Raw genomic sequence first — 19512 nt, forward strand, 5'->3', positions numbered from 1 at the left:
CGCTCAGCCACATGTAGGGCGCGGGCCGGATCAAGAGGAGTCCTGTCCGAAAGGCGTGTGTCGCCCCCCGAATGGCGCGTACGGTCAGTTGGCCGCCGTGCCGCCCTTGGTCTTCTTCGGCGCGCTGGTTGCGGCCGACGCCTTCGGTGCCGCCAGCTGCTTCGGCGGATCGGAGCGCATGCCGCCCCAGGGATCGTTGGACGCCTTGGAATCCGGAATCTTCTTCAGCGTTTCCTTGTAGGCCTTTTCACGCTCGGCTTCGGCAGCCTTCTCCTCGGGGGTCTTGCCCGGGCCTTCCTGCAGCAAATTGAGATTGGGCATTTGCGCGTAGGCAGGTCCCGCCAGCACGGCCAGCACCGCGGCCAAACGGAAAAGCTTCATCGTCAACTCCTTGATCATCCATGAGGCGCGGACCGTCCCGCGCCGTGTCATCCTTGTCGCAGCCCGGTCGCGATCCGGAGCCGCTCGAGGCCGCGTGGGCACGCTAGAGCCGATCCGATCTGCACGATTTGGGCGCATGCAGCCAGTCGTCCCAGATCGGACCGCATTTAGTGCACCCGCTCAGCGCGAGACCGAGCGTGGCCATGCAAAAGACGAGGACACACCGACGCAACATCATCCACCCGTACCCAAGCGAGGCATCATACCGGGCCAAGTCAGGCATTTTCAAGCCGAGGGGGCCGGCGCGAGACCGGGTGACTTTGCCGCGCCGATGGGCGCACAATGAGGCGAAACATCCGGCAACACAGGAGAGCGCGACAGCAATGCAAATGCAGCCAGAAGCCGAGTTCGGCCTCGCCGACGCCCGACGCATCCTCGGCGAGGTTTTTGCGCCCTGGGTCCAGGACCTCGACCTCGCGGTCGAGCGCGTCGAGCACGCGCAGCCGGCAGACGTAGCGGACTGGCAACCGGGGGCGCTGCTGCGCATGCCGTTTTCGGAGCGACTGTGCCGGAACGGCGGCGTGGTCTGCGGCCAGGCCCTGATGGCGCTCGCCGACACCGCGATGGTGATCGCGATCCTCGCCGCCAATCGCGGCTACCGCCCCATGACCACGGTCGACCAGACCACGCATTTCATGCGCGCGGTCGCTTCAACGGACGTGCTGGCGGACGCGCGCGTGGTGCGGCTCGGGCGCACCATGAGCTTTGGCCGTGTTACGCTGCTCTCCGCCGCCGACAACAAGCCGGTCGCGATGGTGTCGAGCGCGTTCGCGATGCTGCCGGGGTGAACGCGATCTGAAAAATGAGAGAACCGCGGAAGCGCAAAACGCAGCGCGGCTCTCGATGCAATCATGTCGGGACAGGAAGCATTCGCGATGTGAACGAGCGTTCGCATCACATGCACAACACGATCATGATTGCGTGGTACGACGAGAGCGGCGCCAGCGCAGACTTGCGATCACGAGCGTGATGATCGCGAGCGTGATCAATGATGAACCCGCAACAAATCGTCCGCCTGGACGATCGATCGTACGCGACCAGAGCGACGGCGCCTCGCCTGCGCGCGCCAGACGGAACGCCACCACGCTGTCGCCGATCGAGGTGCCTGCCTCGGAATGGCCGCCGGCGCCGATCGCGACATATTGCTCGCCCTTCCAGAAATAGGTCATGGGATTGGCGACGCCCGGCACCGGCAGCCGGCCCTGCCACAGCTCCTTGCCGCTGCGCGCATCGAAGGCGCGCAAGTAAGCGTCCATCGCGCCGGTGAAGACGAGCCCGCCGGCGGTGACCGCCAGCCCGTTGACGAGCGGCGCACCCCAGGGCAGCGGCAGCCCGAGCGGCGCCAGATCCTCGGTGGTGCCGACGGTCGAACGCCAGACGATCTTTCCGGCCCTCAGATCGACCGCGACCATCTCACCCCAGGGCGGCTTGTTGCAGAGCAGCCCGAGCGGCGACATCACCACTGCACGCGACATCGCGAAGGGCGCGCCACGCTGCTGGCCAAAATCGTGACCGGGCGGCGGATTGAATCCGGCCGCCTCAGCGCGCGGGATCAGCCTGATGAGATGAGCGGCGCGGCTGGTGTTGGCATAGAGGATCTGATTGACCGGGTCGAAGGCCGCGCTGCCCCAGTTCACACCTCCGCCGGTGAATGGAAATTCCAGCGTGCCCTGCACCGAGGGCGGCGTGTACAGACCCTCGTTGCGTGCTTCCGCGAATTGACGTTCGCATGACGAACGGCCGAGGCCCGGCAATAGCGAGAGCGCATCATCGGGCGAGATCGTCTGCGACATCAGTGCCGGCACATGCGTCGGGAATGGCTGCGTCGGCGACAGCACCTCGCCTTCCGCGCCGCCCTGCGGCACCGCGCGCTCTTCGACCGGCCAGACCGGCTTGCCGGTGTCGCGGTCGAGTACGAAGACAAAGCCCTGCTTGGTCGGCTGGATCACGACATCGCGCTGCCCCTCGCCGGTGTCGATGCGCGTGAGCGTCGGTTGCGCCGCCAGATCGTAATCCCAGACGTCGTGATGCACGGTCTGGAACGCCCACACCAGCTCGCCGGTCTCGATGCGCAACGCGATCACCGAATTGGCATGCTCATTGTTGCCCCGCCGCCTGCCGCCCCAAAAGTCCGGTGACGGCGAGGTCGTCGGCAGAAAAACGAGCCCGCGCGTCTCGTCGACCGACATCGGCGCCCAGACGTTGGCGTGGCCGGCTTCAATGCCGTCGCGCTGGAGCGGTTCAAAGGTCCAGCGCGGCTCACCGCTGCGCGCATCGAACGCGCGCACGACGCCGCTCGGCGCGTCGACACGGCGGTTGTCGCCGATCGCGGAGCCGACCACAACGATACCGCGGCCGGTGGCCGGTGGCGAGGTGATCTGGAATTCGCCAGGCCATTCCAGCTGCATGTCGATCTCGAGCTTGATCTCACCGCCCTTGCCGAAATCGGTACAGGGAATTCCCGTCTTCGCATCGAGCGCGATGAGGCGGACATCGTTGGTGCCCATGAAGATGCGCGACCGGCAGGCGGCATTCGCAGGCGCCTGATCATCGACCCAGTAGGTGACACCGCGGCAGACATAACGATTGGCAGGACGCTGATTGGTCGCAATCTTGGGATCGAAACGCCATTTCTGCGCACCCGTGCCGGGATCGAGCGCGATCACCTCGTTGAAGGGAGAGCAGAAGATGAGGCTGTCCTCGACGAACAGCGGCGTCGCCTGGAATTTGGTCCGCCGCATCAGTTCAGGCGGGCGCGCGGTGAGATCGCCGGTGTGAAATTCGAAGGCGCGGACGAGCTTCCCGACATTGTCCGGCGTGATCTCCCGCAATTGCGAGAAGCGCGAGCCGCCGATATCGCCGCCCCAACTCTCCCAGGCGGAGCACGGCCGCACTGCAGACAACAGAAGTGCGAGCGCGGCCGAACCCCACAGGCAGGTCCGCAACATCCACATCACTTCATTTCGGCTTCCTGGAGGGTTCGCTTGGGCGGGCGCCGCCCCACGGGTCGTACTTGTCCTTGGGCTCCGGAATGCGCTCGAGCGCGGCCTTGTAGGCTTTCTCGTCGATCTTGGGCGTGGTGTCCGCCGGCTTGGCTCCGTCGCTGGGCTGGCGCCGGCCCTGCGCCTGCGCCGAAGCCGCCGTCAGTGCCAAGACCGCCGCCGCGATGACCAGAATCCTCATTGGTGCAATCCCCCTCATGTGGGGCACAAACTAGCCGGCAATCGCGGAATAGCAATGCCGCGGGCTCCAAGGCTTCAGCAAATCTTGATCGGCAGGGACTTCGCCGGATCGCATTCGTGCCTATCTGTTGGCCCGCAGGGGGCCTCCACGGATGTTGCGGATTGTTGTTCATGCGGCGCTGCTCGCCGGCGCCCTTGCGCTCGCTGGCTGCGGCTTTGCCGACAGCCGCGCGCCGGTGCCGGAGTTCATGCGCATGAAAGAGGCGGAGCAGCCGCCGCCCGAGGCGCCTCCCGACGTCAAGCGCGTGGTGCGCGAGCAGATCGACGTCGTCTTTCTCGCAACGTCCTATCCGCGCGAGGTGCACGTCGCGCCGCCCCATCGTGAGGTGCGAGGACCGGGCTGGATGGCCTGCGTCCGCGCGCAGCTCACCTCCGCGACCGGCTCGCCGCTCGGCGCTCAGACCTACATCGTGACCATCAACGGCGGGAAGGTTGTGGACCGCCGGCGGGCGGAAGCCGACGACATCTGCGGGACCGAGACGTACGAGCCGATCTAGGAACCTGCCCTTGACGATGCGGTTCCGGGAAAAACCAGCGTCCTGGCCGGGAACGATCACCGCCTGCCCTTCTTGTTACCGCCGAGGGCAGATTCGAGGAGGACATGATGAGGACGTTGACTGTTGCGCTATTGGCGGGCGTGGGTGCCTTGGCAGCCGCCTCGGGGGCGAAGGCTTCCGATATCTATACCAGCAGCGAATACACCAATCCCGATCTCGTCCAGCAGGTGCGGCTGGTCTGTGACGATGCCGGCAATTGCTATCGCAGTCGCCGCGGCGGGCGCGTGATCGTACGCGACTCCTACGCGACGATGCCGCGCGACCGTTACTACGAGCGCCGCACCTACCGCGATTGGGACGACGGTCCGCGCGGCGGTGTCGGCATTCGCGCACCGGGCGTCAGCGTGGGCGTCGGTGTCGGCGACGATCGCTGGTAGTCGCTCCAAGATGAATGATGAGCGGGACCGGGCGGATTCGCCCGGTCCTGTTCACGTGCGCGGTCTGACCAGCGTCAGGCGGGCACAGCGTGCTGCTGGAACTGCTCGTAGGCCGCGATCGCGTCGGCGGCACAGCGATGGCCCGCCGCCCATGTAGACGACCATGCCGAGCGTCTCCTCGATCTCTTGGCGCGTCGCACCGAGCCTGACGAGCTAGCTCTTGTCGTTCAGGTTTCTAGCGGATCGGCCGGCGTGACGAAGCGAGACACTGGCGGCAGGTGAGCAATGAAACGGGCCAGCACCATGCCGCCGCACATCGCCGCAACGAAGATGACCGCGGAGAGCGACCCGAATCCGAGCGCGGTCAGCGCCGGTCCCGGACAGAAGCCCACCAATCCCCAGCCGACGCCGAAGATCGCGGGACCTGCGACGATCCTGGGATCGATGTCTCGCCGTGTCGGCAGATAAAATCGATCGGCGAAGAACGGGCGCGCGAGCTTCAGGACGCGGCTGAAGCCGATGAAGGTCACAGCCACCGCGCCTGCCATCACGAAGGCGAGGCTCGCATCCCATGTCCCCGCCGGAATGCCGCCGATGTCCAGGAAGTTCAGCACCTTGGCCGGGTTCGACATGCCGGAGACGATGAGGCCGACACCGAAGATCAGCCCGATCGCGAATTGAACGAGGATTACCATCGCGATCAGCTCCAGTGCCGCATCACGAAGACGGTCGCCATGCCGGCCGCCATGAAGGTCATGGTCGCGACCAGCGAGCGTACCGACAGCCGCGACAAGCCGCAAACGCCGTGTCCCGAGGTGCAGCCGCTGCCCCACACCGAACCGAAGCCCGTCAGCAATCCGCCAAGGATCAGGACGGCCGGCCCCGCCGCGATGGTCTGCGCCGGCAGGTCTCCGGTGACGAGGCGCACCAGCACGGGCGCGGCGACGAGACCGGCGACGAAGGCGAGGCGCCCGGCGAATTCGCGGTCCTCATAGGGCGGAAACAGTCGAGCCGCGATGCCGCTGACCCCGGCAATCCGCCCCGTAGCCCACATCAGCAGAACGGCGGCGAGGCCGATCATCGCGCCGCCCAGAAGTGAGGCCAGCGGTGTGAAAGGTGTGGCGATCATCTAGATCCTCCGGGTCGAGAAGCGATCCTGCGCATCAATCGTCCAACTGCCGATCTGCCAGCCGGACGCTCAACGAGACGTTAATACTACCACTCGAATTGAAGCAGCGTCCCAACTGTATTTTCCATTCTTTGCGCTAAGCATGACTAGGCAGCACGGGCTTGGTCCGCGTGCTTGGGGACAACGGGACGTGGTCGACACCGCGCAGCAGGCGACGATCCATCCGGCATCGGCAAGGCACGCCGGAGCCGCGCCCGCGCGCATCCCGCTTGCCGCAGTCGACACCGGCCAATGGCGCGCGCTTGCACAGCGCGCGATCGAGCCCAACGGATATTACCTGCCCGCCTGGGAGCTCGCCGTCAGCGCAACCGCGGGCGGCCGCACGGATGCCTCGGCGCTGCCTGCATTCGACGGATCTTCGACCCGGCTGATCGGCTTGATGCCGGTGATCTCGCTTTGGCGCGCCTGGAAGATTCCCCTGCCCGCGCTGGTGAGCGCGCATCCCTATGGCACGCTGTGCAGCCCGCTGCTCGACCGCGACGCTCCGCTCGAGGCGGCCACGCATCTGTTGCAGCAGGCGCGCGAGGCCGGCGCGCATGCGCTCGTGCTGAACGACGTCGCGCTCGACGGCGCTGCGATGAAGGCGCTCGAGCAGATCCTGAACCGCGACGGCCTGAAGCCGAAAATCCTCAGCTCCTATATCCGTGCCAGCCTCGATGCGACGCAGGATGGCGAAACGCTGTTACGAGACGCGCTCGGCGCCAAGAAGCTCAAGGAGTTGCGCCGCCAGCGCCATCGCCTGGAAGAGCACGGCCCCGTCGCGTTCGAGGTTGCGCGCAGCTCCGGCGAGATCGGACGGGCGCTCGAAAATTTCCTGCAGCTCGAAGCCAGCGGCTGGAAGGGCAAGCGCGGTACCGCGCTGGTCCAGCACGCGGGCGATGCGACCTTCATCCGTCGCGCCGTGCCGGCGCTGGCAGAAACCGCGCAGTGCGAGATCGTCACGCTTCGCGCCGGCACGACGCCGGTCGCCAGCGGCATCGTGCTGCGCCATCAGGACCGCGCCTTCTTCTTCAAGCTCGGCATCGACGAGCGCTTCGCGAAATATTCGCCGGGCGTGCAGCTCACGCTCGACCTCACCCGCCATCTCTGCGCCGATCCCGCCATCGCCAGCGCGGACTCGACGGCAAGCGCCGACCACCCCATGATCAACCCGATCTGGCGCGGACGCTTCGCGATCGGCGACGTGCTGATCCCGCTGCGGCGGCACGATCCGGTGGTGACGCTCATTCATGCGGCGCTGCTCGGCCTAAACGCCGCGCACCAGACCGCGCGACGCGTGGTCCGTCGGCTCCGCAAATAGCCAAAACTACTCAGCCGCCTGCGCGTTGATCTCTTCCGAGACCTGACGGATGGCGCGGGCGAGCAGGTTCGGATCCTGCGCGCCGGAGACGGCGTATTTCTGCGCGAACACGTAAGTCGGCACGCCGGAGATGCCCTTCTCGGCGGCTTCCTGCGCGTCCGCCGAAACGCGTGCGACGTCCTCGTCGGTGGCAAGGCGCTTACGCACATCCTCCGCGTCGAGACCGATATCAGCGGCCGCCTGCACCAGCACGTTGACGTCGGTGAGATCGCCGCCGTCGCGGAAATAGAGCTCCATCAGGCGCTGCTTCATCTCGGGCGCCTTTCCGATCGCGTCCGCCCATAGGATCAGGCGATGGCAGTCGATCGTGTTGGGCTGGCGCGCCACCAGCTCGGGCTTGTAGACGAGGCCCTCCTCGCCCGCGGCCGCAACGACGCGTCCGGCAATGCCCTTATAGGCTTCGACCGAGCCGAACTTCTTCGTGAGATACTCCTCACGGCTGATGCCTTCGCGCGGCACCCAGGGATTGAGGAAGAACGGACGGAAGTTGAGCTTGACCGGAACGTCGGGCACCAGCGCCAGCGCGCTCTCGATGCGGTGCTTACCGATGTAGCACCAGGGGCACACCACGTCGGAGACGACGTCGATCTGCAGCGGCTTCAGCGTGCTCATGTCAGGCGCCTCCTTGGCGGTAAAGGTTGGCCCAAAGATAAGCCGAACCCGTGCCGAGGCAAGGGCGCCGGATGAGGGCGCTACGTCATGGCTGCCGCGATCTGCTTCAGCCGCTCGGCGGTGCGCTCGTCCGCTGGAAAGAACGTCTCCAGCGCCAGCTCCGACAGCGTGATATCCACGGGCGTGCCGAACACCATGGTGGTGGAGAAGAAACTTAGTATCTCCCCGCCAAGACGCAGCTTGAATGGAATGGCGACATTGTCGCTCGACAGCGGAGCCGAACGCGCCGGGACGGGATAGCTCTTCAAGTCGTTGTAGAGCTTGATCAGCTCCGGGTCGGCCGTGGCCTCGCATTGGCGGTGCAGCCGCTCCAGCAGATGCCCGCACCATTCGGCGAGATTGACCGTGCGCGGCGCCAGCGCCTCGGGATGGAAGGCGAGCCGCAGCACGTTAAAGGGCTGCCCGAGCAGATGCTGCGGGATGCCGTCGAGCAGCGGCGCCACCATGCGGTTGGCGGAGACGAGGTTCCAGTGCCTGTCCACCGCAAGCGCGGGATTGGGCTCATGCGCTTTCAAGACGAGGTCGATCGCCTGACGGGCTGATTTCAAGGCGGGATCCTCCAGCGGTCGCTGCGGGAAGGCCGGCGCGTAACCGGCCGCGACCAGCAGCACGTTGCGTTCGCGCAGGGGCACGTCGAGGCGTTCGGCCAGCCTGAGCACCATGTCGCGCGAGGGCGCGGCCCGGCCGGTCTCGACGAAGCTCAGATGCCGCGCCGAGATCTCGGCTTCGCCCGCGAGATCCAGCTGGCTCATGCGGCGGCGCTGCCGCCATTCGCGCAGGTGATCGCCGATATGGATCGGCTGGCTGCGTTCGGTCCGTGCCGTGGATGCATGTGCGTTCATGACCGAAAACCTAACATGCGGATTTCGGTCCTTCCATTACCCACGAGGTAATCGAAATGGGGCGCCGGCACGCGCATCCTGGGTCGCAACAGGAGAGACCCATGATCGCGCTGCTGCTCTATCGGACCGTCGCAGACCACGTCTTGCCCTGGGCCATGGCGTTCGCAGCCCGGATGCTGGCGCGCAGCCTCAACATGCCCGAGCCGCTGGTGCATTCGACCGGTGACTATGTCCTCGCGCAGGTCATCGCTTTCGAGCACGGCGTCGGAAAGAGCCTCTGCCCATTCCGCCTCGCCCGCCTGCTCCGCGCCTGGTGGCGCGGACGGCACTGAATTCCACCCCAGCCCAAAGGAGACCTACGATGATCGACGCATCCATCTTCCTGCGCCGTGCCCTGCTCGCCGACGCCATCTTCAGCGGCGTTGCCGCTCTCGGCTTCGCCTTCGGCGCGAGCGCGGTCGCAATGCTGTTCAATCTGCCCGAAGCGCTGCTGCGCGAGACCGGCCTGTTCCTGATCGCCTACACCGCCCTGGTGGGCTGGCTCGCCTCGCGGGCCACAGTGGCGAAACCTCTCATCCTGCTGGTCGTGATCGGCAACGGGGCCTGGACGGTCGGCAGCATCGCGCTGCTGCTCTCTGGCGCGGTGTCGCCGAACCTTGCGGGCGCGCTAATGGTCGTGGCGCAGGCGATCGCGACCGGCGTGTTTGCGGAGCTGCAATTTTTGGGATTGCGGAAGAGCGCGGATGTGGTGGCGGCGTGAGACCCGGCTCGTCCTTCACCACGCGCTGTCGCCCGGCTCGACCGGGCGACGACAGTATTCCAGAGGCCGTAGTCGTACGCGGAGAAGCCGCGGCGTACTGGATGCCCTGGTCCCGTGTCCGCCAAGGCTACGCCGGGCCACAAAGGTGCTCGGCACGCCGGAGCTTTAGCGAAGGCGGCAAGCCGGGGCATGACAGCGGAGCTAGAAGTGCAAGCGCGGGCTACCCCCGCGCGCGGCCGTTGGGCTTGCCGATGGCGTGGCCGTTGAGCTTCTTCTTTTTCGCCGTTTTTGTCGGCGCCTTCTTGGTCGCCTTACGCTCGGTGCGCGCCTTCACCTTGGCCCGTTCGGCCCGCGCTTCGGCGCGGAGCTTCTTGCGCTTCTTCTCGCAGGAGTCGCACTTGCAGCCGATCGGCTTCAGATAGGCTTTGAAATAGTCGGTGCCGTAATCGTAGTTGATCTCGTCGCCCGGTTCGATGTTCTTGATGGCGCGGATATAGACCTTGCGCTCGCGTGGGCGGACGTCGGACTCGGCGTTGGGCCGGCAGGAATGATTGATGTAGCGGGCGAGGTTCTTGCGCACGGAGCCGTCGATGGTCCAGCGCCCGTTGAGCTCGAACAGATATTTGTTCTCGATCTCGTCCTGCTCGGGAATCCGCGAGTCCAGGATTGGTCCGAAATAGCGGATGATCCGGGTGCCCTTCTTGATCGGCTTGGTGGCGAAGAGGCCGAGCCCGGTCTTGGAGCGGCCGACGCGATAAGGTTTGTTGGAGGTGATTGGCATGATCAAGGGAATGAGAACGCGAACAAGGCCGGATCGGCTTAAAGCGAAGCCGCTCTTCTAGAACGATTCCGCGCCGCTGTCAGGTATATCCTGTCATTGTTTGAACCTTGCCCACAATCAAGACGTCTGATGGTACCGAGTTCCCGCTGCATCGAAAGCCGCATATGAACCGCATTGTCAGCACCGGCTTGGCTGTCTTGATGACTTGCGTCGGCCTAAACGGCGCCGGCGCCCAATCCGCGGGCAGCACCTACACCTCGACGGCAGCAAAAGATTGCCGCCAAATCGGCAAGTCCAGCACGCTCGACGGCAGCACCATGCGGGTGTGTCCGGGCAAGGACGGTCTGATGGTGCTGATTGCCGAGGATGATCTTCGCGAGACCGTGTCGGTCGGCCGCAATCGCAAGCAAGCCGCCGAGGAACCGGCGGCCAAGACCTGGTTCGCGCCGTTCAATTCGTCCGAGACCACCGTCGAATGGCGCGTGGCCGGCGCAAAGCCGTTTGCGATGATCCAGCGTTGGCACATCGCCGACAACGCCGATCCCGATAAGCAGGGAAGGCCGAACACCAAGGCCATGCTGGTCGTGACGCGGCTACCACCGGGCCCGGTCTGCCACGTCGCCTATGTCGATGCCGCCGCCAATGCTGATGCCAACGAGCTCGCGCGCAAGGCGGCCGACGAACTGGCGCGCAGCTTCACATGCGGCAAGGACGAGGTGAAGATCGTCGGCACGCGTGGCCGCGCGATCGAGCTGGCGACCATGCACTGAGCGAGCAGCGGCCCTACGTCGGAAATTTCGCGGCGTAGGTCGACTTCAAGATCGCCTCCAGAAGCTGCTCCGCCGTGGTGCCTGCCGGCAGCCGCTGCAAAATATCCTCGAGCCGGCCGTCGAGCAGCAGCATGGTGAAGCCATGCACCATCGACCAGGCCCGCGCGATCGCGGCGCCCTGCTCCAGCGTCAGCGTATCGCCGCTGATCCGCTCCTGCCGCATGGTGGCGATGGCATTCGCAAGCCCGGCGAAAGAGGCTTCGGCCGCCTCGTGCAGCGACGGCCTGGAATAATCGAGGCGCTCGGTGCGGAACATGATGCCGTACATGCCGGGATGGGCCTGCGCGTAGGCGACATAGGCTTTCGGCCGCGCCAGCGCGCGTTCCAGCGGCGTGGTCGCGCTGTCACAGGCCGACGCCATCGCCGCGTTGAATTGGCGGAAGCCGACCGCCGCAAGCTCGCTGAGCAGACCGGTGAGATCGCCGAAATGGTGCGTCGGTGCGGCATGCGAGACGCCCGCCTCGCGTGCCACCGCGCGCAAGGTCAGGCCGGCAAGGCCATCGCGCTCGAGCACGCGTTCGGCGGCCAGGAGCAGCGCTTCGCGCAGGGCGCCGTGATGATACGGCGTCTCGGTTTTCGCGCTCGTCGCGCGGCGTGGCGGATGCGATGCCGCGGTCGAGATCGTTCTTCTGGGGGTACGCGAGCTTCGCGCCGTTTCGCTCTTGGTGTCGGTCTTGGCCATTTGCAAGCTATATGACGCAATATTGACAGTGTAAAGATTTCACTTGACGGACGCCGCGATCGGCTCTATTCGATCTTTACGATGTAAAGATAGGAGGGATCGCCGTGCAGCACGACGCCATCACCGAGCGCCGCAACAATATCGCGCCGATCCCGTTCGAGGCTGACGCACCATTCCTCAAGATCGTCGGCGAATTGCCCCGAGAGCTGAACGGCACGCTCTATCGCAACGGCCCCAATCCGCAGTTCGATTCGCCCGGCGCGCACTGGTTTGTCGGTGACGGTATGCTGCACGCCTTCCATATCGAGAACGGACGTGCGAGCTATCGCAACCGCTGGGTCCGCACGCCGAAATGGCTCGCCGAGCACGACGCCGGCCGCGCGCTGTTCGGCGGCTTCGGCCGCAAGCTGCCGGACGCCCCTGCCAACCTCACGGACGGCGGCGTCGCCAACACCAACATCCTCTTCCATGCCGGCAAGCTGCTGGCGCTGGAAGAAGCGCATCTGCCGACCGAGATCGAGCCGGGCACGCTGGCGACGCGCGGCTATCACAACTATCTGGGCCGCGTCGCCGGCAGTTTTACCGCGCATCCGAAGATCGACCCCCTCACCGGTGAGCTCGTGTTCTTCGGCTACAACGCCGCAGGTCCGCTGACGCCCGCTCTCTCCTACGGATCGATCGACGCCTCCGGCAAGGCGACGCGCTTCGAGCGGTTCGAGGCCCCCTATGCCAGCATGGTGCACGACTTCATCGTCACCGCGAACCATGTGCTGTTTCCCATCCTGCCCATCACCGGCAGCATGGAGCGCGCGATGAGCGGACGCCCGCCCTATGCCTGGGAGCCGGACAAGGGTGCCTATGTCGGGGTGATGAAGCGCAGCGGCACGGCCAAGGACATCGTCTGGTTTCGTGCGGAGGCCTGCTACGTGTTCCACGTCATGAATGCGTGGGAGGACGGCGACCGCATCGTCGCTGACGTCATGCAATTCGAGGAGGCGCCGCTGTTTCCGCATCCCGACGGCCGGCCGACAGATCCGGAAAAATCGCGCGCGCGCCACTGCCGCTGGACCTTCGATCTCTCAGGCAATACCGACCGTTTCCAGCAAACATATCTCGACGATCTCACCGGCGAATTCCCGCGTATCGACGATCGTCGCGCCGGGCTGAAGAGCCGTCACGGCTGGTACGCCTGCGCCAATCCGAAGCTGCCGATGTTCGGCGCGCTCTCAGGCATCGTTCATGTCGACGGCAATGGCAGGCGGCTCGGCCACTATCTGCTGCCGGCCGGCGACACCATCTCCGAGCCGGTGTTCGTCGAGCGGTCGAAAGATGCGGCCGAGGGCGATGGCTGGCTGCTCGCGGTGATCTGGCGCGCGCGGGAAAACCGCAGCGACCTCGCCGTGTTCAATGCCACCGACATCGAGGCTGGCCCCGCCGCCTTGGTGCAGCTCGGCCACCGCGTGCCCGACGGCTTCCACGGCAATTGGGTGGGAGCCGGGTAGCTCCCGTCATTCCGTGGCGCGCCAATTGCCGCGAGCCCGGGATTCATTTCGCGACACGTGTTGCTGCCCGATGGATGCTCGCGCTGACGCGCGCGCCGGAATGACGAAAGAGGACTTTTCCATGCACATGCCCTCGATCTTCGCAGACTGCCTTGCCGTCCTCGCCTTGACCGGCGCTGCACTCGCCTTTCAGATGATCCGGTTGCGGCGGAGCCGCCATGTCGTCTTCAACGGCGGCGTCCTGCTCTGCCTTGGCCTCTTGGCCGCCGCCGCGCTGCCACTCCTGTCGCGCCTGCCCTGGGCGGAATTGGCCGACGAAGTGTCCGACCAAGCCGTTGCAGCACTTCATCTCTTGGAAGTTACCTATGTTATTTTGACACTGTAAAGATTTCGCTTGACCCGGCTTCGCCTCTGAATTAGTGATCTTTACATCGTAAAGATTGGCATGACCGAGGCGCCCATGACGATTTTCCTGATCCTCGCGCCCTACGGCGCCTTCACTTTCCTGACGCTGGTGACCTCGGCCATGATCAGCGTGTTCGCGGCCAGCGCGATCTGTCTTGTCACCGTCGCGATCGATGTGGTGCGCGGCCGCTCCGTGAAGATCCTCGCGGTAGGCTCGGCCGTCATGTTCGCCGCGATCGGCCTCTCCCTCGCGCTGTTCGACCCGGCAATCGACACGCTCCGCATCAAGCTGTTGGTCGACATCGGCATCTTCCTGATCTCGCTCGGCTCGATGCTGGTCCGCCATCCCTTCACGCTGCAATATGCGCTCGAATCGGTACCGGCCGAGACGGCGGCAATGCCCGGCTTTCTCCGCGCCAATTATATCATCACCGGCGCGTGGACCGCGGCCGCGCTGTTGATGGCGGCCGCCAATCTCGTGCTGCTCTACGTCCCCGGCCTGCCGCTCTGGTCGAGCCTTGCGGTCGCCTTCGCCGCCCGCAACAGTGCGATCTACTTCACAAAGTGGTATCCCGAGTATCGCCAGATCAAGTACGGTACGCCCGCCCGCGCTCTTCCCGACGCCCGCTGAACAGGATCGATGATGAAGGACGTATTCGCCCGCCTCGCCTCCGACTTCCTCTCCGCTATCGTCTTCCTGGCCGTCTACCTCCTCACCGACAACGTCATCCTGGCGACGTCGGTGGCGATCGCCGGAGCGATCGCGCAGGTGATCTACGCCCGCGTCAAGGGGCAGCCGCTCAACTACATGACCTATGCGAGCCTCGCGCTCGTCGTCGTGCTGGGCACGGTCACGCTGCTGACCAACGATCCGCGCTTCATGCTGGCAAAACCCTCGATCGCGCATTTCGCGATCGGCCTCATCATGCTCAAGCGCGGCTGGATGCTGCGCTACATGCCGCCGATCGTCGCCGATACAGTTCCGGAATATGTCACGGCTGCAGGCTACGTCTGGGCGGGGCTGATGTTCGTGATCGGCGTCGGCATGATCGTGGTCGCCTCCACGGGCGATCTGAAGCTGTGGGCGTTCTACATCACGGTGGTTGCCGGCGGCGCCAAGATCCTGGCCTTCGCCGTGCAGTATATGGTGCTGCGGCTCGTCGTCACCAGCCGGCGGCGCGCCGCCGCCCGCGCCTAAATGCCCTATCGCAGGGTTGGGCAGGAACTGCGAGTTGAGCTATAGGCTCGCTCAGGACGGCCGCGGATGGTCGCGGACCGCCGAAATTTGCTCGGGAGACGGGAATGGCCGTAGACGGCAACTGGAATCTGACCATGACGACGCCGATGGGCGAGCGCCAGGCGACGCTGAGCCTGACCGCTGCGGACGGCACGCTCACGGGCACGCAGGGCGCGGAAGGTAATACGGCCGAGATCTTCGACGGCACCGTCTCTGGCAACAACGTCTCCTGGAAGGTCTCGATCACCAACCCGATGCCGCTGACGCTCGAATTCACCGGCACGGTCTCCGGCGACAGCATCAGCGGCGAGATGGGCATCGGTCCGATGGGCAGCTTCCCGTTCACGGGCGCGCGGGCCTAAAGCATGATCCGGAAAAGTGCGAAGCGGTTTTCCGGAAAGATCATGCGTAAACAACAAGCTAAAGCGCGATGACGATTCATCCAAATTTCATCGCGCTTTAACGCCGCGCGCCCCATGATGCGCCCGCTCCGTCTCATCGCCGCGGCGGTGCTGTCTGTCGCGGCACAAGCCGCGCGCGCCGATGACACCGAACCGGCGTGGCGCGCAAGTGCGCTCGCCATGGTGCCGGCAGGCTATATTGCAGGCACCGCCTACCGAACCGAGGGTTCGACCGGTTATCTCGCCGTCTATCCCGCGACATCGAACGATCCGAAGACACCGGCGAGCGTGTTCGCGGCGCGCCAGGCCCTCGTCGTCACGCTCACACCCGACGCTACACGCGCGGTGTCAGCCGAGATCAAGCCGCGCAACGATCGCGATGACGACGACAGCGATTTCGCAAAGCTGCACGCCGAGCTCGCCGGCAGGCGCACGACGCTCCCTGATGGCACCGAGCCCTGCAGTCTCGGCGCCTGGTCCATCGACAAGGATCCCAACGGCCTCAACGTGCGCGCCGAGCCGTCAGCGACGGCGCGTGTGCTCGGCACTCTGCCGCCGCCCTACCGGCTGAAGCTTGGCGGCGCCGAGAACACTCCCGACGGCGGCTGGCTCACCGAATTCCGCATCATCGGTTTCAAGGGCGGCTGGTTTCTGATCGAAGGCGCGAGGCCCCCGGGCAAGGACTACGAGGACGAGAAGCGATATCCGCGCAGTGCGCCAAAGCCCTATGCCGGACGCGGCTGGGTCGCGTCGAACAAGGTCGGGGCGAATTACGCCAATGGCTACACGCGCGCGGGCGGGCTGTTCCAGGCGCCTTTCATCGATGCCAAATGGACGCCAGCACAACGCGAACTCGGCGGACCGATTGATGGCGACGGCGGACCGAAACGCATCTTGGCCTGCAGCGGCTTCTGGGGTCTCGTCGAGAGCCACGATGGCGTCCGCGGCTGGTGGCGCGCGCTGTGCTCGAATCAAGTCACGAATTGCAGTTAAAGCGCGATGAGATTTGGATGAATCGTCATCGCGCTTTAGCTTGTTGTTTACGCATGATCTTTCCGGAAAACCGCTTCGCACTTTTCCGGATCATGCTTTAGAACGTCGCAGCTTCCTGCCGTCATGGCCGGGCTTATCCTGGCCATCGACGTCTTCTTCGCCGCACCAGGAACGTGGATGCCCGGGACAAGCCCGGGCATGACGATTGTTAGGGCACGGGCATCATCGTCCGCACACGAGCGCGGATGGAGCAGCTAGCCCAAATTCAACTCTTTGAAGAAGTCGTTGCCCTTGTCGTCGATGATGATGAACGCGGGGAAGTCGACGACTTCGATGCGCCAGATCGCTTCCATGCCGAGCTCGGGATATTCGAGCACCTCGACCTTCTTGATGCAGTGCTCGGCGAGGTTCGCCGCGGCGCCGCCGATCGAGCCGAGATAGAAGCCGCCGTATTTCTTGCAGGCCTCGCGCACGGCCGGCGCGCGGTTGCCCTTGGCCACCATCACCATCGAGCCGCCCGCGGCCTGGAACTGGTCGACGAAGGAATCCATGCGGCCCGCGGTGGTCGGACCGAACGCGCCGGAGGCGTAGCCCTCGGGCGTCTTGGCGGGACCAGCGTAATAGACCGGATGGTTCTTGAAATAATCCGGCAGCGGCTCGCCCTTCTCCAGCCGCTCGCGCAGCTTGGCATGGGCGCTATCGCGCGCGACGATCATGGTGCCGGTCATCGAGACCCGCGTCTTGATCGGATATTTCGAGAACGTCGCCAGGATGTCCTTCATCGGCTGGTTGAGATCGATCTTGACGACCTCGCCGCCGAGCGACTCTTCGACCTGTGGCAGATATTGCGCCGGGTTGTGCTCGAGCTCCTCGAGATAGACGCCGTCCTTGGTGATCTTGCCGAGCACCTGGCGGTCGGCCGAGCACGACACGCCAAGCCCGATCGGCAGCGAAGCGCCGTGCCTGGGCATGCGGATCACGCGGACGTCATGGCAGAAGTATTTGCCGCCGAACTGCGCGCCGACGCCGAGCGACTGCGTCATCTTGTGGATTTCCTTCTCCATCTCGATGTCGCGGAAGGCGTTGCCATCAGGCGAGCCGTGGGTCGGCAGAGCATCGAGATAGCGGGCGGAGGCGAGCTTCACCGTCTTCATGCAGAGCTCGGCCGAGGTGCCGCCGATCACGATGGCGAGATGATAGGGTGGGCACGCCGCGGTGCCCAGCGTCAGGATCTTTTCCTTGAGGAAAGCGAGCAGCCGGTCCTTGGTCAGCACCGAGGGCGTCGCCTGGAACAGAAAGCTCTTGTTGGCGGAGCCGCCGCCCTTCGCCATGAACATGAACTTGTAGGCGTCGTCGCCCTCGGCGTAGATCTCGCACTGCGCCGGCATGTTGTTGGCGGTGTTCTTCTCCTCATACATCGAAAGCGGCGCGACCTGCGAATAGCGCAGATTGCGGCGCAGATACGCATCGCGCGCGCCTTCGGACAGCGCCGCCTCGTCGTCGCCGTCGGTGATGACGTTGCAGCCCTTCTTGCCCATGATGATCGCGGTGCCGGTGTCCTGGCACATCGGCAGCACGCCGCCGGCGGCGATATTGGCGTTCTTCAAAAAGTCCAGCGCGACGAACTTGTCGTTCGGGCTCGCCTCGCTGTCCTCCAGGATCGAGCGGAGCTGCTTCAGATGGCCGGGCCGCAGATAATGGTTGATGTCGCCAAATGCCGCTTCCGACAGCGCCCGCAGCGCCTCGCGCGACACCACCAACATGTCCTTGCCGAGGACCTTCTCGACCCTGACTCCCTCGGACGAGATCTTCTTGTAGGGTGTCTCGTCCTTGCCCAGCGGGAACAGCGGGGTGTGCTTGTAGGGCGGAACAGGCTTGGACTGGTCGGGGAAAGCGGTGGGAGCGTTCATGGGGCAAATCTCGGGGTTTTGCGGCCCTGGCGGGCCTCTCAGCATAGAAGCGTTCTAAGCTTTTTTGCCGCAAAGGGAAGCGCCCGGGAAGCCCGCCCGGCTCATGGGGACCCCTGGATTTCACGATCCCTCGCCACCTGGTCTGACTGATCGACCGCGTAGGGAGCCTCCACAAGCTCCCGCGTCCCTTCAAGCAGACCCGGACGACCTATGTTGGGCAGGCCTGAAGCGGCAAGACACTCGATCCTCGCCCCGATGCTATACGGGCGGCTGCAATGGGATTGCCCTGGGAAATCCAGTCAATGATCTCATCGAGATCACGAGCCGCCGACTCGTGACTGACGACCTTCATTCGCCCGGGTGCTGCTTGAAGTACTACTTGAGGCGCTCCTTGAACTCCTCGAGCGTGAGCCGTCGCGCATTCGGAATCCGACCGACGGCGGCGAACCTCCTCGACCTGCTCGTCGGTTAGCCGATAGACGCTGTAGTCCTGCGACTCCATGAGCATCAGAATCTTCGCTGCGTCCTCCTGGCGTTCGGGCGGCCAGGTCAGAACGCGGTCCAGGATTGCCTTTACCTGCTCCTTGCTCATGTGTTCTTTATGTCACGCACCTGCCAGCAAGGAAGACCCTGCCCTTGCGCTTCGCACCCGGCGACGCTTGAATGCGCGCCCTAAGGGGCTTTTCATCATGATTTTGAAACTGAACGTCCGCGGCGCGATCCTGGTCGCCGCCGCCATCACCGGTCTTGCGACCCTCTCCTCGCCTGCGCACGCCGATCGCTGTGACGACAGCGCCAAGGAGCTGGCGAACCAGATCGACCGCCTCAAGGTGAATTTCCGCGCCGCCAACATCGTCTATCTTTCGCACCCGGCCGCCAAGGAGCTGTCGGTGGGCTGCCGTGGCGACAAGTATTCGATCGAGCTCTATGCCAAGAGTGATCGCAAGCCGAAGCCGGAGTTCTATGCGCTGGTCGGATCGATGGCGGCGATCGTCTTCACCGTGACCAAGGACGACACCACGACGGGCGCGACGCGCTGCCTGAAGCGGATGGGCCTATTGCGCGGCGACAAGATCAACATGCGCTATCGGCGACTCAACATGGAATGCACGCGCACCAAGACGGAGGCGTCCATCGCCATCACGCGCGGCAAGGACGAATAGGACACTCGCCTTCTCTTCGGCCACGCGCTCGCGACGCGAGGCATCGCCTCGCCGGCCGCCACACACTCGGTCATTGCGAGCGCAGCGAAGCAATCCAGAATCTTTCCGCCGAGGGACTCTGGATTGCTTCGCTTCGCTCGCAATGACGAGGAGAGAGCCGTTGTCCTC

The 19512-nt window shown here is 64.9% G+C and carries 25 protein-coding genes and 1 pseudogene; 14 read left to right on the forward strand and 12 right to left on the reverse strand.

Annotated elements, in window-relative coordinates; translation table 11 throughout:
• Positions 1 to 84: 84 nt before the first annotated feature.
• Positions 85 to 381 carry a hypothetical protein gene (locus EAV90_RS28690; RefSeq protein WP_129145404.1) on the reverse strand — a complete coding sequence of 99 codons (297 nt, stop codon included), beginning with the start codon at positions 379 to 381 and terminating at the stop codon, positions 85 to 87.
• Positions 382 to 764: 383 nt separating this feature from the next.
• Between EAV90_RS28690 and EAV90_RS28700 the strand changes: the two genes are divergently transcribed.
• Positions 765 to 1229, forward strand: a complete 465-nt coding sequence (locus EAV90_RS28700; RefSeq protein ID WP_129145405.1) for a PaaI family thioesterase — start codon at positions 765 to 767, stop codon at positions 1227 to 1229.
• A gap of 123 nt (positions 1230 to 1352) precedes the next feature.
• On the opposite strand, the gene EAV90_RS28705 is transcribed toward EAV90_RS28700, so the two are convergent.
• Positions 1353 to 3389, reverse strand: coding sequence for a pyrroloquinoline quinone-dependent dehydrogenase (locus EAV90_RS28705; RefSeq protein WP_129145406.1), 2037 nt, complete (start codon positions 3387 to 3389; stop codon positions 1353 to 1355).
• 10 nt (positions 3390 to 3399) lie between these two features.
• Positions 3400 to 3624, reverse strand: a complete 225-nt coding sequence (locus EAV90_RS28710; protein WP_129145407.1) for a hypothetical protein — start codon at positions 3622 to 3624, stop codon at positions 3400 to 3402.
• 151 nt (positions 3625 to 3775) lie between these two features.
• Here EAV90_RS28710 and EAV90_RS28715 point away from each other — a divergent pair, with 151 nt between their 5' ends.
• Both EAV90_RS28715 and EAV90_RS28720 read left to right on the forward strand, forming a co-directional pair.
• A complete protein-coding gene (locus tag EAV90_RS28715) occupies positions 3776 to 4180 on the forward strand; it encodes a hypothetical protein (protein WP_129145408.1) in 405 nt (134 codons plus the stop codon).
• Between the two features lie 104 nt (positions 4181 to 4284).
• Positions 4285 to 4617, forward strand: coding sequence for a hypothetical protein (locus EAV90_RS28720; protein WP_122402457.1), 333 nt, complete (start codon positions 4285 to 4287; stop codon positions 4615 to 4617).
• Between the two features lie 74 nt (positions 4618 to 4691).
• Here EAV90_RS28720 and EAV90_RS40860 read toward each other — a convergent pair.
• The 3 genes and pseudogenes from EAV90_RS40860 to EAV90_RS28735 all read right to left on the reverse strand — a co-directional run.
• A pseudogene (locus EAV90_RS40860) lies at positions 4692 to 4830 on the reverse strand (carboxymuconolactone decarboxylase family protein); the annotation flags it as partial.
• A 14-nt stretch (positions 4831 to 4844) separates the two neighbouring features.
• Positions 4845 to 5312, reverse strand: coding sequence for a DUF6691 family protein (locus EAV90_RS28730; RefSeq protein ID WP_122402456.1), 468 nt, complete (start codon positions 5310 to 5312; stop codon positions 4845 to 4847).
• A 5-nt stretch (positions 5313 to 5317) separates the two neighbouring features.
• Complete coding sequence (locus EAV90_RS28735; RefSeq protein WP_129145409.1) at positions 5318 to 5746, reverse strand: YeeE/YedE family protein; 429 nt, start codon at positions 5744 to 5746, stop codon at positions 5318 to 5320.
• A 190-nt stretch (positions 5747 to 5936) separates the two neighbouring features.
• On the opposite strand from EAV90_RS28735, the gene EAV90_RS28740 reads away from it, so the two are divergent.
• Positions 5937 to 7106, forward strand: a complete 1170-nt coding sequence (locus tag EAV90_RS28740) for a GNAT family N-acetyltransferase (protein WP_129145410.1) — start codon at positions 5937 to 5939, stop codon at positions 7104 to 7106.
• Positions 7107 to 7112: 6 nt separating this feature from the next.
• Here the strand turns inward: EAV90_RS28740 and EAV90_RS28745 are convergent, their stop codons facing one another.
• Positions 7113 to 7778 carry a DsbA family oxidoreductase gene (locus tag EAV90_RS28745; protein ID WP_122406575.1) on the reverse strand — a complete coding sequence of 222 codons (666 nt, stop codon included), beginning with the start codon at positions 7776 to 7778 and terminating at the stop codon, positions 7113 to 7115.
• A gap of 80 nt (positions 7779 to 7858) precedes the next feature.
• Positions 7859 to 8680 carry a helix-turn-helix domain-containing protein gene (locus EAV90_RS28750; protein ID WP_122402453.1) on the reverse strand — a complete coding sequence of 274 codons (822 nt, stop codon included), beginning with the start codon at positions 8678 to 8680 and terminating at the stop codon, positions 7859 to 7861.
• Positions 8681 to 8781: 101 nt separating this feature from the next.
• On the opposite strand from EAV90_RS28750, the gene EAV90_RS28755 reads away from it, so the two are divergent.
• Both EAV90_RS28755 and EAV90_RS28760 read left to right on the forward strand, forming a co-directional pair.
• Positions 8782 to 9012, forward strand: coding sequence for a hypothetical protein (locus EAV90_RS28755; protein WP_174221571.1), 231 nt, complete (start codon positions 8782 to 8784; stop codon positions 9010 to 9012).
• A 29-nt stretch (positions 9013 to 9041) separates the two neighbouring features.
• Complete coding sequence (locus tag EAV90_RS28760) at positions 9042 to 9440, forward strand: hypothetical protein (protein ID WP_129145412.1); 399 nt, start codon at positions 9042 to 9044, stop codon at positions 9438 to 9440.
• Positions 9441 to 9660: 220 nt separating this feature from the next.
• Here EAV90_RS28760 and EAV90_RS28765 read toward each other — a convergent pair whose 3' ends face one another.
• Positions 9661 to 10221, reverse strand: coding sequence for an SET domain-containing protein (locus tag EAV90_RS28765; protein ID WP_129145413.1), 561 nt, complete (start codon positions 10219 to 10221; stop codon positions 9661 to 9663).
• Positions 10222 to 10385: 164 nt separating this feature from the next.
• On the opposite strand from EAV90_RS28765, the gene EAV90_RS28770 reads away from it, so the two are divergent.
• Positions 10386 to 10991 (forward strand): hypothetical protein, encoded by a 606-nt coding sequence (locus tag EAV90_RS28770; protein ID WP_164937145.1) that lies wholly within the window; start codon positions 10386 to 10388, stop codon positions 10989 to 10991.
• A 13-nt stretch (positions 10992 to 11004) separates the two neighbouring features.
• Here the strand turns inward: EAV90_RS28770 and EAV90_RS28775 are convergent, their stop codons facing one another.
• A complete protein-coding gene (locus EAV90_RS28775) occupies positions 11005 to 11733 on the reverse strand; it encodes a TetR/AcrR family transcriptional regulator (protein ID WP_129145414.1) in 729 nt (242 codons plus the stop codon).
• A gap of 104 nt (positions 11734 to 11837) precedes the next feature.
• Here EAV90_RS28775 and EAV90_RS28780 point away from each other — a divergent pair, with 104 nt between their 5' ends.
• The 6 genes from EAV90_RS28780 to EAV90_RS28805 all read left to right on the forward strand — a co-directional run bounded on the left by EAV90_RS28780 (position 11838) and on the right by EAV90_RS28805 (position 16271).
• Positions 11838 to 13235, forward strand: coding sequence for a carotenoid oxygenase family protein (locus EAV90_RS28780; protein ID WP_129145415.1), 1398 nt, complete (start codon positions 11838 to 11840; stop codon positions 13233 to 13235).
• A 121-nt stretch (positions 13236 to 13356) separates the two neighbouring features.
• Positions 13357 to 13620 carry a hypothetical protein gene (locus EAV90_RS28785; RefSeq protein ID WP_122406572.1) on the forward strand — a complete coding sequence of 88 codons (264 nt, stop codon included), beginning with the start codon at positions 13357 to 13359 and terminating at the stop codon, positions 13618 to 13620.
• Between the two features lie 75 nt (positions 13621 to 13695).
• Positions 13696 to 14271: a hypothetical protein gene (locus EAV90_RS28790; RefSeq protein WP_129145416.1), complete on the forward strand. Its 576-nt coding sequence runs from the start codon at positions 13696 to 13698 to the stop codon at positions 14269 to 14271.
• A gap of 12 nt (positions 14272 to 14283) precedes the next feature.
• On the forward strand, positions 14284 to 14838 hold the full coding sequence (locus EAV90_RS28795) for an inner membrane-spanning protein YciB (protein WP_129145417.1): 555 nt from the start codon (positions 14284 to 14286) through the stop codon (positions 14836 to 14838).
• A 104-nt stretch (positions 14839 to 14942) separates the two neighbouring features.
• Entirely contained in the window at positions 14943 to 15239 is a 297-nt protein-coding gene (locus tag EAV90_RS28800; RefSeq protein WP_122402448.1) for a hypothetical protein, read from the forward strand.
• A gap of 117 nt (positions 15240 to 15356) precedes the next feature.
• Positions 15357 to 16271 carry an SH3 domain-containing protein gene (locus EAV90_RS28805; RefSeq protein ID WP_129145428.1) on the forward strand — a complete coding sequence of 305 codons (915 nt, stop codon included), beginning with the start codon at positions 15357 to 15359 and terminating at the stop codon, positions 16269 to 16271.
• A gap of 254 nt (positions 16272 to 16525) precedes the next feature.
• Here EAV90_RS28805 and EAV90_RS28810 read toward each other — a convergent pair whose 3' ends face one another.
• Positions 16526 to 18181, reverse strand: a complete 1656-nt coding sequence (locus EAV90_RS28810) for a fumarate hydratase (RefSeq protein WP_122402447.1) — start codon at positions 18179 to 18181, stop codon at positions 16526 to 16528.
• 208 nt (positions 18182 to 18389) lie between these two features.
• Positions 18390 to 18773: a hypothetical protein gene (locus EAV90_RS40865; protein ID WP_245163300.1), complete on the reverse strand. Its 384-nt coding sequence runs from the start codon at positions 18771 to 18773 to the stop codon at positions 18390 to 18392.
• A 97-nt stretch (positions 18774 to 18870) separates the two neighbouring features.
• Between EAV90_RS40865 and EAV90_RS28820 the strand changes: the two genes are divergently transcribed.
• Positions 18871 to 19344 (forward strand): hypothetical protein, encoded by a 474-nt coding sequence (locus tag EAV90_RS28820; RefSeq protein ID WP_129145418.1) that lies wholly within the window; start codon positions 18871 to 18873, stop codon positions 19342 to 19344.
• Positions 19345 to 19512 lie beyond the last annotated feature (168 nt).

It is taken from the genome of Bradyrhizobium vignae, assembly GCF_004114425.1.
GTDB lineage: Bacteria > Pseudomonadota > Alphaproteobacteria > Rhizobiales > Xanthobacteraceae > Bradyrhizobium > Bradyrhizobium vignae.